The sequence below is a fragment of the Flagellimonas marina genome (assembly GCF_042651185.1).
Lineage (GTDB): Bacteria > Bacteroidota > Bacteroidia > Flavobacteriales > Flavobacteriaceae > Flagellimonas > Flagellimonas marina.
Genome location: NZ_JBHSCL010000004.1, coordinates 641,454 through 653,919, shown reverse-complemented (window position 1 = coordinate 653,919; position 12,466 = coordinate 641,454). Strand labels below are relative to the sequence as shown.

Below are 12,466 nucleotides of genomic sequence, written 5' to 3'. Positions count from 1 at the left end.
CGATAGTTTTATGATTAATGAATGGATAAAGTACAAGGTTTTCAATCAAAAATGGTTGAAGTGTGATGAAATACCCATTTTTAGAAGGCAAATAGCAGTCTTAGGGATTCTATTGCCCTTTTTTAAAAAGTATATACTCATTTAAAATTTCCTTTTCTGCTTCAAAAGAAATTGCATTGGTGAACAAGTCCACATTTTCTGATTTGTTTTTGAAAGTTTGTTCAACCCATTCCATAGTATCATTAAAGGTTTTATGGATATTGGTGAATTCAAGTCCATGTGCCACAGCCTTTGCGTTGCTGATCTGCATAAAACCAGGGTCTTCGGATAATGGTGCCCAAAGGGGCAAATCTCTCATGGATTGCACTCCTTTCTGCCTCAAAAATGTTTCATCCACCCAAACTAACTCAGCATTGGGGTTATAATGATTCCTGCATTGTTCCAAAAAGTGCTTCCAAATAAGTTTTTGACGGGGACCAGTAGTATTATAGGTGCCTTTTAGACCCCGAGCAATACATTTGATTGCGAAATTGCCCACATCCGTTACATCAATAAATTGAATGGGGTCATTACCATTCCCCGGCGCCAATACTTTACCGCCTTTTTTGATTCGGGTCAACCAGTAGGCCAAATCCATTTCAGAATCTCGCCAACCCTTAATGGGTCCTGGCCTTAAAATGGTATGACTATCCGGAAACCGTTTTCTGACCAATCTTTCTGCATGCACTTTTTCTTCGTAGTATTCCCACTTGCTTTTGTCACTTCTGGGCTCAAAAACTTTCGAATTTTCATCAAGACCCACGGTTTGAAAATGATCGTAAACCGCAATGCTGGATATAAAAGTATAGTGTTTGCAATAGCTTTTTAGCGCGTTGGTTGCATCATCCACCATGTAGGATTCTTCGGGCCAGACATCAATTACAAAATCCCAATCTTCATTTATCAAATCCTTATATGCCTTTTGCCCAATGGTCCTATCTCCTTTTATCAATCGTACGTTGGGAAACAAATATGGATTTGAAATCCCACGATTAAAAAGCGTTATGTCGAACCCTGCTTTTATACCAGCATTCACAATTGCCGGGCCAAGAAACACAGTGCCCCCGAGCACCAGCAGTTTCTTTGATTTAGGTTTTGCACGGGTACATCCCAAAATACTGGGGACCAATATTGTAGAAAGTCCCCAACCAACTTGTTCCAAAAAGAATCTTCTTTGCACTTTTCGATATTTATCAGATAGTTACGCTTTTAAATCAACCATTGAAAATTTATGGCGTCAACCAAACAAATAGCTTACCCAACTTTGGATTTCTGTGATTTGGACCGGTGCATACCATAAATATGGTGTTGGTAATTTCTTTCGCAGCGTTGATACCATATCCTTTCTATCCCCAAAAAAGGAGATTTCTTTTGACGAAAAGTCAGACCCATGAAAAAAGTATTTCTGTTCCTAAGTATCGCCTGTACTCATATATCACTTGCTCAACAAATAGATTTAAATGAATCAAATTGGCATTTTGATGCTGAAGACCATAAAATACTTGTGCATGAGGGACAAAAAAGTTTAATGCTCATTGATGGTGTGGCAATTCCCAAAGGAATCAAACTTGAAAACGGTATCATTGAATTTGATATGTTTTACAGTGATGCAATGTCCTTTCCGGGTATACTTTTTCATAGGGAAGATGATAAGAACTATGAGGAATTCTACCTTAGACCCTGGTTATCTGGAAATCCGGATGCAACCCAATACTCACCTTTGTACAATGGCTTTTCTGGTTGGCAACTATACTATGGCGAATCGTACGCCAAAGCCGTGGAACTTCCTTTTGAACAATGGGTCCATTTTAAGTTGGCCATCAAAAATAACCTCATGGACATCTACATTGGAAATGTGGATGAACCCACCTATACCGTGGAACTCAAAAGAGCGTTCGTTGATGGAGGATTGGGATTCAAAAATGCTTTTGCTCCTGCATATTTTGCCAACCTAAAGGTTATACCTACTGAGAATGTGATGATAAAGGGAACGCCCGTTCCCGAAAAAGCCATGGCGGAAGGTACGGTTAGCTCCTGGGAAATATCTCCTGCCTTTGCAGAATCAGCACTTGAAAATACCACTACACTGCCCAATGACTATGCCTCTCGAAGCTATAAAACGGTAAGCGTAGAAAAAACCGGGGTTTTGAATATTGCGCAGTATACCGAACGACAGCCTGGCCAAAACACCGTTTATTTAAAATTGGATGTTTCATCAGGTGAAGAACAAACCCTGCCCTTTGAATTTGGTTTCAGTGATCGTGTTAGGGTATACCTCAATGGAGAGTTGCTATATTATGCCAGTGACGTTTGGCAATCTCGGGATTACAAATTTTTAGGTACAATTGGCCTCCATGACACCTTGTTCTTGCCCTTGAAGAAAGGAAAAAATGAAATTGTTTTGGCAGTCTCTGAATCTTTCGGTGGATGGGGTGCCATAGCAAGGTTTCCATCCATGCCCAACATAAAACTGCAATAAGTGGTTATCGGTGGATTCGAAGTGAGTCTATTGTTCCTAGAATTTTTTCCTTATCTCCCACACTTTGGATAATATCTGGAATGACGCCCACATTATCCCAATTGTTGTCCGTTACCGTATGGATTTCTTTTGAAATAGGAATTTCGGCAATGATTCCATCCCCAATAATGGCACGTTTAGGACTTTGGGTTGCCCCGTATGAGATTTCCCCTATTATTCTGCCAACCTTAAACGTCTGCATCATATAGGTAAGTTGCTCAGCTTCATACGAAGTTTCATCACTGATAACAACATAAACCTCAAGACTTCGGTCAATCCGTATGGGATTATTTGGCACCTTAATCGTTAGGTGAGACCCCTTGGTTTGCTTCGTATACAATGGTTGGTCTGGCGTTAGAAAAAAAGACATCATATATCTGTTGAATTCAGGGTCTCCCCCCCTACTTTCCCTGAGGTCGATAATAAGGGCATCTTTCTTTTGTGCAGTCAACATCATTGCATCCAGGTTTGGTTTCACGGCAGCCAATTCTGGGATTTTATCCATTTTTAAATAGATATAATTTCCAACATCCTCCGGATGTATTGATATGTTTGTAGGGTTGACTTCTTTTTTTTCTTGAAGGAACATATATTCCAATGGGTCGTAAAAAATTCGGTGTTGATGCTCCCCGGTCAGATTCAATATCTCTCGATTGAGTCTACTTGCTAGAATTCCAGGTGAAAGCTCCTCCGTAAATTCCCCGTTCAAAAGTTTCAACTGTAGCCCATGCTCTATTTTGGCCACCACAGTACTGTCTGGACAAGTTTCTTTAAGTTCAGTAAGATAGGTATTGATTACATCCTCGATACCCGCCTTTGGCAAGGGAAAAACCTTGGTTGCCTTACTGATCTGTGCAATATGGGTAGGCTCATCAACCATCTCAAAGTTTGTAACTGAATAATTGACTTCCGTTCCAGCTCTACTATCCGTCCAATTTTGAACATAACGGAAAGGTCCGTTGTTGGCATATGAATTCACTTTTCTAGTAATTTCAACTTCACCCATTTGCGGGTGAAAAGAGTTAAAAACCATTCCTTCCAAAAGCAAAGTTTTTGTGTTGATGAATAGCTTTAGGGTTATCTGAGACCTTGGACTGAAGGCGGTTACCACATACGCGTTTTGAGCGTTGAATTGGGTCTTCCCGTCCAATTTAAAGTTGTATCCCATTTGTTTTAGAAGTAAAACAGGATTGGCCACAGTAAGCTCGGTGGATTTCCAATTGTCATAAACCGCTTTGGGAAACTCTTCCCAAAAAACAATCTTGTGCTCGTCAAAATCCTTGTTTGATTTCAGTTTCTTCAATTGTTCAACGGTCAAAGAGAAGTTGGTGACCAAAAAAGCCTTCTCATCAAACATGAGTTTGCTGAACGATGGCAAATAATCACTCGGGTATTCAGATTTCAGTTCCATCTGGTCAAACACATAATACGATTTGCCATCGGTTGAAACTGAGAAAGGGACATTGATGCCATACCGCTCTATTTCTAGATTTCCATTAAGACAATATGCCTTGGAGTCAAGGTCTCCATCAAATCCGGTAGTGGCCAAATGATTCTCAATAATTAAATCTACCGCCTTGGATTCATTGCATGAAGTGAGGCAAACCCCAATCAGAACGAAAGTAGCACAAGAATTCAGAAGCAATTTATCCCATTTCATTTTCGAAAATCAATCAGGATAAATGTAATTAAAATGATACATTTTTCAATTTGGGGTCTTTGGCTCGGATGAATCACAAAATTGCATGGTTGCCATAGCTTATGCCCATTTTTGTACCAACTTTTTTTGAATTCTAAGCCGCGGTGGTTCATTTCCCAGAAAATATATATCATGCGCAACACATCAAATCAAAAAAACATCTTTAAAATATTCGTGTTTACACTTGGCTTATTCATGCTATCATGTTCCAATTCTGATGATGGCGAAAAAGAATCCGAGGTAAATTTTGTGCAGGTCATTTTGAATGATTATGAGTCCTCTTTTGCCAAGGGTGGGGCCATAGCATACATCTTGCAAGCTGACGGAACAGTAACTTCCGGAGCCATTGGTGAATCTGAACCGGATGTTCCCCTAGAAGTTGACATGCGCTATGCCATTGGCAGTGCAAGTAAAACTTTTACAGCTATTTTGATTTATAAGCTGATTGAGAGTGGCGACCTTTCGCTAACCTCGACCATTGCCGAAATAGTCCCTGAAATTGTGACTGATAAAATTCCGGGCACTATTACCGTAGAGCAATTATTGAACCACAGTTCGGGTCTGCACCATCCCCTTCCCGGCAGTGATGGCCTATTCAATTATGTGATCAATAATCCCTCAGAAGAAATTACGTTTGAAACTTTTGTGAGCTTTATGGACCTGCCTGACAATGAACCCGGAGAGATTTATTCCTATTCCGATGCCAATTTTAAGGTTTTGGGGTTGATGGTGGAAAAAATCACAGGAAACAATTTTTCAACACAGTTAAGTCAAGTTTTATTGAATCCTCTTGGACTGAGCAATACTTATATTGGAACGTCCATCGCACAACCCAATCAAGCGTTCAGTTGGGTAAATGAAGAATCCCTAAAAGACCTGAACCGTACAGCCGTGGAAAGCATGGGAACCTATACAGGAAACATTTGGGCATCCCCAGCAGATTTGGCAAAATGGTTCAAAGCCATTTTTGAAGAAGGAATCATCAATGCCGGTTCTTTGGATACAATGACTACCTTCCATCCTGGAACAAGGGGTGTTACCTACGGTGCGGGCATGTTTAGAGAAACCCTTGGGGGCAAACAGATATACTGGTATTCCGGATTCACCATTGCTTATGGAACGTACTGTGGCTATATTCCCAGCACAGGCGATGTAGTGGTGGTCATCAACAACCAGTTCAATTTTGAAGAAATAACAGCTGTTGTTGCAGATCTAGTGGAGCAATTGTAATGTAGATCAATGAATCTGCCAATACCAAGAAATTGGCACTCATACCATTTTTTTGGTACTTTAAGATGGTTTTTCGTAGTTGGCCCATATGGTAAGACGTACTTTGGTCAAAATAATACTGCACCTGCTCTTCTGGATGGGCTGGGTTTTGTTTTTCCATAAAATACTGGTTTTGGAGGTCATCCCTAACATAGAAATCTATGGAGATTCAGGAAATCGAGTACTGGACGAGGTGGGCAGTACCTCAGCAGACCCCTTGCCCTTACTCATTGTTGGAGCTTTTTTTAAGGCCATGGCATCGTACTTAATCCTGTATGGCATAGTGCGGCGCCATTTTCAAAAAAATAAGGTAAGCTTTATACTTATTGGGGTCGGAGTATTAGGGGTTGCATTTTTTGTGGAGTCGCTGGTCGCAAAAATCATCATAGACCATTCCAATAGTTATGAAAGCATTCATCTGGATATTTGGAATAACTCCAATATGATGCAATACCTCATCCTTACCATACTGCTCATTTCATACTTGGTTATAGAGCAACTGATTCTGTTGGACAGGAAATACCTTCAAATGGAAAAAGAGAAGTTGAAAAGTGAGCTGTCATTTTTAAAATACCAGCTCAATCCCCATTTATTGTTCAATACACTCAACAATCTCTTCTCTATGTCGCAGGCCAGTGGAGCCGATGAGGTCTCGGATGGTATTCTTAAACTCTCCGGAATTATGCGGTATATGCTATATGAAAACAAGGAATCGCAAATACCATTGACCAAAGAAATCGACTTTTTAAAACAATATGCTGATTTACAATTATTGCGAGTTACGGATGAGCGTAAAATCAAGGTTGACTTTACCATTGAAGGAGACACCTCCAGAGCAATGATTCCAGCTTTTGTGTTGGCCCCATTTCTTGAAAATGCATTCAAACATGGAGTAGATACCACCAAATATTCAGAAATTGATGTGTTTTTGAAGGTTTTGGATGATAAAATTCAGTTTGAAGTCAGAAACAAGATATTCCGAAATCAAAAAAAACTCCGCTCAAATGAGGGTGGAATTGGCATTGTCAACTTAAAAAAAAGATTGAAAATTCTTTTTCCAAATGCCCATGAATTGAATCAGTATGAATTGGATGACCATTACATCTCCAAACTAACTTTGCATACCAAAACATGATGACCTGCGCAATTATAGAGGACGAAATACGAGCCAAAGAGGTTCTTGAACGCTATATTGACAAAGTGGATTATCTAAACCTTGTGGGCTACTGCCAGAACGGATTGGAGGCTTTGGACAAAATCCCGAAATGGAATCCTGATATTATCTTTTTGGACATCAACATGCCCAACCTCAATGGGTTGGAACTTCTCCAAATTTTAAGACATAGGCCTAAAGTAATCATCACCACCGCGTATTCTGACTATGCCTTGGAAAGTTATGAATTTGAGGTTGTGGACTATTTATTGAAACCCGTGGAATTCAACAAGTTCATGAGGGCCGTGAATCGTGCTAAAGATACCACTTCAAACTTGCACTCGGGACAGCGTGTTTCATCCGAAAAAACGAATGATGGCCCATACGCACTATTTAAATCGGGGAGTAAGACCCATAAAGTGTATTATAATGATATTCTGTTCTTGGAAAAAGATGGCAATTATTTGGAAATCCATTTGGTGGACGGTCAAAAAATATTGATTCGCAGTAACATAAGCGATGTCATGAACTTGGTACCAGAATGTCTTTTCCAACGTGTACATAAATCGTTTGTGGTAAACATCAATGCCGTTGAAATCATAGAAGTGAATAAACTCACTCTAACAAATCGGCATAAAATTCCGTTGGGAGCATCTTTTAGACAGGCCTTGAATAATCGTATTGAAAATAGGCAGCAATAATCACAATCGTGTTCTATTATTGGCGTAAGTCAGTAAGGATTACCCCTGAAAACTGATTTGAGTCAATCATTAATTGCATTGCACTAATACTTCAAGGGGAAAGCTTATAGTTTTGAATTGAATCAATAAAACATTAAAAACCATGAGCGATAGCAGTAATACAATTTTAGGAATATTGGCCGGAACGGCCATCGGAGCAACTATAGGAATTTTGTTTGCTCCAGATAAAGGAACGGCCACCAGAAAAAAATTGGTGGAACAGTCCAATAGCTTGGTAGATGATGTGGCACAAAGTACCACACAATTAAAAAACCAAGTGGTTGAACAATTCAGTTCCAAAAAAAATTCTTTAGAGGATGAAGTGGAATCTTTGGTAACCTCCGCAAGTTATAAAGCCGATGATGTGATTTCCACATTGGAAGCCAAATTGAAGGAGCTAAAGGCCAAAAACAAGAAACTACAAACAGCCGCTAAATAAATGAGCTCCCTAAAGAAAATAGGAAAAGTCACCACAGACTCAATTGACAACTCCCAAGAGTACCTTAAGCATTCTTGGGAGTATTATAAATTGAAGCTGTTCATGCATACGGCCGAACTTAGCATTGGCAGCATAAAGTTGGCGTTCTTCTCTATTTTGGGGATAATGGCCATTGCTCTATTCTCCATTGCACTTGCCATTTTTTTGGGCGACGTTCTCGAAAATTTGGCCTTGGGCTATGTGCTCACCGGCGTTCTGTACATCGTGTTGATGTTCGTGATTTACGCCTTATTCAGAAAAAAGGTTGAAAAAAGAATCATTAAAAAACTATCAAAAACCATTTTAAGGGATGAGTAGGACCGATTTTGCATCCATGGAAGAGATTAAGCAGGAGTTAAAAATCTTGCGGCTAAAGAAAGACATTAACTTGGAGTCACTTAAATCAAACAAGAATGCCATCGAGGACTTCTTTGAACCCTTGACCGTGGCCAATCGAATTCTTAGCCCCGTAAAAGGTTTTCTATTTGCCTACCTTCTCAAACGACTGTTTAGATAGAAAAACAACACGTTTCTCCTTAAGCCACTTTAATGCTTATGGGGAAATTCTTGTTTATTTTAGAAAGCAAAAGTGCCCCATTTACCGGTTTTGTCAACAAATCATTGACGCCCAATCTAAAAATCTCCTTGCGGGTATCACTGGTATTATCCGCTGTAAGCACTATAATTGGAATTTCCGGAGAACAATTGGCCCTACCCGAACGAATTATTGAGGTAGTTTCGAAACCATCCATCTCTGGCATTTGTAAGTCCATCAGAACAAGGTCGAACGCCTCTTTCTCCATGATTTCCAAAGCTTCCTTACCATGATTAGCAATTGTTAAGCTTACATTTTCCCATTTTTTGAACAACAACTTTACCACAGTCTGATTCATTTTATTGTCCTCCACCAAAAGAATACGACTTGCCCCAAGGGCATTGCCACTTGATTGTAGGTCTTGCCCAAGTTCCATTACCTGTTCATCCACTTCAAAACCTAAGCTTAAATGACAGGTTGTGCCCTCTTGCTGGTTGTTTTTGATGTTGATGGTTCCACCCTGTAAATCCACATACGTTTTTACAATATAAAGCCCCAATCCCAAACCACTGAATTCTCGTTTGTCCATAAAGGATTTTTTGGTGAAGGATTCAAAAATGGTACTCATTTTCTCTTTTGAAATTCCTATTCCCGTATCTGCTATTTCAAAATCGAGCTGAACCTTGTCTTTTCCTTTTGATTTGGCATGGACTTTTACCTCAACGCCTCCATGATTGGTGAACTTGATGGCATTGTCTAGCAAATGGTTTAAAATTTGGACCAGTTTTCCTTTGTCACCTACTATACGGGTGGGCAATCCATTGGGAATTACAAAATTGAAATCCAAATTCTTGGCCTCGGCATTTGCTCGTTGGGTCTTTACAATTTTTTCCAAAGTTGACAGAAGGTCAAAGGACGTTTCTTTCAGTTCCTGATTTCCCTTTTCAATGACGGTAAAGTCGAGGATGTCTTCAATATACCCCAACAAATTTTTGGATGAGCTCAAGATAAGTTTGCACTTCTCTTCCAAATCCTCTTCTTCCCGATTCTGCTGGAGCGATGTGGCCACACCCATAATCAGGTTCAATGGCGTGCGCAATTCATGACTGATATTGGATAGGAAAGACGACTTGATTTCGTTCATATCCTCGGCCCGTTGGAGCGCCAACAGTTGGTTCTTTTCATTTTCCATTCGCAGGCTACGAATTCTATTGCTCATGGAAATGGATAGGAAAATAATTTCAAACCCTATTCCGAATTTAGCCCCGTTATTAGTGAAAAACGAGTTTTCTATGGCATTGAAATTGTTCAGAATAAAAACCACAAACCCAAAGACCAAAAATGAAATACCAACAACAAAGTAAGGGTCTACTTTTACCTTCTTAATTTTCATCACCACAAGCGATGCAATCATATGCAACAGTACTAAAATACCAATGGCATTGGCCAAGGGGTAACAGTATTTGAACAAAGGTGGCACCGCCAACAACAGTAGTGTACCCAAAACAACTCCGTATCCCAAAACCTTTCCGGAAACATGTAAAAATGTGCAGTTATCCTTTAAATTGAAGAATTTATCGCCATACTTTCCAAAGAAAAAGAGGGAGATAAAGGCCGTGAGCAATACAGCCCTATCTGAAAGCCATCCGCCCTGTGGTGTAAAATACTGATGAAAAAAACCATCCAACGAGAACTGCATTAAAGCTATGAAGAGCACATAAAGACCATAGTAAATAAATGCTCTATCCCTTAACGCAGAGAAGAAAAACAGATAAATGACACAGGCCAGAATTAAAATACCATAAAAGAATCCGTAAAAAATCTGCTCCTTGTAGGTCAAATAAAAAAACTGGTCCTTTTTATACAATGTTAAGGGCAACATCACCACCTCACCATCACTTTTCAAATGTATGAATGCCTCCAACTTTTCGTTTGGCTCCAATTCAATATCAAAAATTGACTTTCTATGTTGAACCGTTTTTTGAGCAAAGGGAATCTTATCACCACTATATTGGCGCTCCACTTTTCCATTCCCGTCCACCAGATACAAGTCAACAATATCGGTAATGGGCCTTCCGGTCTCCAAGTAGTATTGGGTCGACTCTGAACTTGGATTTTCCAAAGAAAAAGTCAACCAGTAATTATCATTGGTAAAACCTGTATTCTCCTCTATTTGAGTAAGGGGAACAAAAGAAAGTGCGGGATTGTTTCTAATCTCGTTAAAGTCATACGCATTCTGTCCAGCCAAAAGAACCGATGCCTTGGAACGAATTGAAATGGGATTTGAAATGAACTTATCTCCCAGCTGTTGAGCATTGGATATGGCTGGTGACAGGTATGCAACCGCGTGCAAAAAAATGCCAAACACCAGATAGTGCAGCTTGTTGAAGTTTCGCATAAAGTAGGTCTTTGTCAATACCACCCTTTGGGAAAGTGGAATTGTGTCTGTTTGTTTCGATTCAAACGGATTTCATTTGAATCCCTGCTAAAGTTGGGAAAACCTCTAAAAATGGGCAATATCAGAGGTTGTATGGCCAAATATCTCGACATATTGCAGTTCTACAATTCTATTTTTTACGTCCTGTTTGAAAAATCCTACAGGATTCTTAGTTCAAGGATCTATCACCTTTTTTCATATTGATTGCGTTTTATATGAGAAAATATTACTTGGAAAACACTCTTGATTCTCATCAAAAACAAGTATTTAATCGGTTAAATTTCTCCAGTTTTCTTAAATCAAGAACGCAAACGATACCAATCCGTGTACTTTTCGCAAAATTGAAAATGTATTATGAGAAAAATTATTTTGCCAGCATTGGTACTGTTAGGGTATATGGGTTTTGCCCAAAACAACCCATTCCACACCCTTAATTTCCCTAGTGCAAGTCCACAGGTTATTGAAATGCAAAAGTTGGGTATCACTGAAATTGAAATCAATTACCATAGTCCAGCCCTAAATAACCGAGATGTTTGGAACGACCCCAATGTTATTCCACAAAATGGGGAGCCCATTGCTTGGAGGGCTGGAGCCAATATGAACACCACCATAGCATTTAGCACAGATGTACTGATAAATGAAAAACCTCTAAGTGCTGGTACATATGGCTTCCATGTAATCCCTAAAGAGGATACCTATACTTTACTGTTTGCCCATAACAACAACCAATGGGGAAGTTATTACCTGGATTTGGAAAAAGATATATCGCTCAGCGTTGATGTTGAAGCAGAAGCTTGCCCAAAAACCGAGCAACTGGATTATGAATTTTTAAACCGGACCGAAAACAGCGTTGTCGTTGGTCTGGAATGGGGTGAGCAAAGACTTCCTTTTACCGTTAGTGTTGATTTAAACAAAACAGTGGTTGAAAGTTTCAGGAATGAACTTAGGGGATTGAACACATACCGCTGGGAAGCCTGGAACGATGCCGCCATTTGGTGCCTTCAACACGACACCAATCTTGAGGAAGCTTTGGAATGGGCAAATCGTTCCATACATGGCGGATTTAATGGCTTTGCCGCCAACAAAAACCTAGCTAATCTAGAGACCAGGGTTCGCTTGCTTCAAAAGTTGAATAGAACCGTTGAGTTAAAGGAGACGGTTACCGATGCGCTTACTTTGGAAGCCTCGCCGTATGACCTTAATGGGTTCAGTATTTTTCTATTGCGAAATGGCTTGTACAACGAGGCATTGTCCATGACAGACCATGCTTTGAAACTACATCCTGATACATGGTTCCTACAATTGAACCATGCCATCGCCCAGTTTTTTGCTAAAAAGAAGAGTAGAAAAACCACCAAACTCTTGGAAAATGCCCTAAATAATGCACCTGAAGGCTACAAACCCCGGGTCAAGGAAATCTCAGACGAAATAGAAAAGGGCACCTTTACCTTCGGGCAAAGGTAGTTTTCAATAAAGCCTTCCAGTACTGTACCATTCTCGCCAAAATGGTCTATTTAAAGGTTTTGTTTTGATTTAACATCAATACCCAGTATTTTAGAAAACTTTGTCATTCTTTGGCCAAGATTGTTAAAGTTTGT

The 12,466-nt window shown here is 39.7% G+C and carries 11 protein-coding genes; 8 read left to right on the top strand and 3 right to left on the bottom strand.

The genetic code is table 11. From position 1 onward, the window contains the following. Positions 1-109: 109 nt before the first annotated feature. The gene (locus ACFOWS_RS06490; RefSeq protein WP_379763131.1) at positions 110-1,219 is read right to left on the bottom strand and encodes an NAD-dependent epimerase/dehydratase family protein; all 1,110 of its coding nucleotides are present in this window, start codon (positions 1,217-1,219) and stop codon (positions 110-112) included. A 210-nt stretch (positions 1,220-1,429) separates the two neighbouring features. Between ACFOWS_RS06490 and ACFOWS_RS06485 the strand changes: the two genes are divergently transcribed. Next, positions 1,430-2,518 carry a hypothetical protein gene (locus ACFOWS_RS06485; protein WP_379763130.1) on the top strand — a complete coding sequence of 363 codons (1,089 nt, stop codon included), beginning with the start codon at positions 1,430-1,432 and terminating at the stop codon, positions 2,516-2,518. 4 nt (positions 2,519-2,522) lie between these two features. On the opposite strand, the gene ACFOWS_RS06480 is transcribed toward ACFOWS_RS06485, so the two are convergent. Further along, complete coding sequence (locus ACFOWS_RS06480) at positions 2,523-4,217, bottom strand: S41 family peptidase (protein WP_379763129.1); 1,695 nt, start codon at positions 4,215-4,217, stop codon at positions 2,523-2,525. 171 nt (positions 4,218-4,388) lie between these two features. Between ACFOWS_RS06480 and ACFOWS_RS06475 the strand changes: the two genes are divergently transcribed. The 6 genes from ACFOWS_RS06475 to ACFOWS_RS06450 all read left to right on the top strand — a co-directional run bounded on the left by ACFOWS_RS06475 (position 4,389) and on the right by ACFOWS_RS06450 (position 8,413). Then, positions 4,389-5,486 carry a serine hydrolase domain-containing protein gene (locus tag ACFOWS_RS06475; protein WP_379763128.1) on the top strand — a complete coding sequence of 366 codons (1,098 nt, stop codon included), beginning with the start codon at positions 4,389-4,391 and terminating at the stop codon, positions 5,484-5,486. A gap of 88 nt (positions 5,487-5,574) precedes the next feature. Continuing rightward, positions 5,575-6,660: a sensor histidine kinase gene (locus tag ACFOWS_RS06470; protein ID WP_379763127.1), complete on the top strand. Its 1,086-nt coding sequence runs from the start codon at positions 5,575-5,577 to the stop codon at positions 6,658-6,660. Continuing rightward, on the top strand, positions 6,657-7,379 hold the full coding sequence (locus tag ACFOWS_RS06465; protein WP_379763125.1) for a LytR/AlgR family response regulator transcription factor: 723 nt from the start codon (positions 6,657-6,659) through the stop codon (positions 7,377-7,379). Before ACFOWS_RS06470 ends, ACFOWS_RS06465 begins: the two co-directional genes overlap by 4 nt. A gap of 142 nt (positions 7,380-7,521) precedes the next feature. Beyond that, complete coding sequence (locus ACFOWS_RS06460; RefSeq protein WP_379763124.1) at positions 7,522-7,857, top strand: YtxH domain-containing protein; 336 nt, start codon at positions 7,522-7,524, stop codon at positions 7,855-7,857. Next, on the top strand, positions 7,858-8,214 hold the full coding sequence (locus ACFOWS_RS06455; protein WP_379763123.1) for a hypothetical protein: 357 nt from the start codon (positions 7,858-7,860) through the stop codon (positions 8,212-8,214). It abuts the gene before it with no gap. Then, on the top strand, positions 8,207-8,413 hold the full coding sequence (locus tag ACFOWS_RS06450) for a hypothetical protein (RefSeq protein ID WP_379763122.1): 207 nt from the start codon (positions 8,207-8,209) through the stop codon (positions 8,411-8,413). The genes ACFOWS_RS06455 and ACFOWS_RS06450 overlap by 8 nt, the downstream gene beginning before the upstream one ends. A 19-nt stretch (positions 8,414-8,432) precedes the next feature. Here ACFOWS_RS06450 and ACFOWS_RS06445 read toward each other — a convergent pair whose 3' ends face one another. Further along, a complete protein-coding gene (locus ACFOWS_RS06445) occupies positions 8,433-10,829 on the bottom strand; it encodes a hybrid sensor histidine kinase/response regulator (RefSeq protein WP_379763121.1) in 2,397 nt (798 codons plus the stop codon). Positions 10,830-11,222: 393 nt separating this feature from the next. Between ACFOWS_RS06445 and ACFOWS_RS06440 the strand changes: the two genes are divergently transcribed. After that, positions 11,223-12,332, top strand: coding sequence for a DUF2911 domain-containing protein (locus ACFOWS_RS06440; RefSeq protein WP_379763119.1), 1,110 nt, complete (start codon positions 11,223-11,225; stop codon positions 12,330-12,332). Positions 12,333-12,466 lie beyond the last annotated feature (134 nt).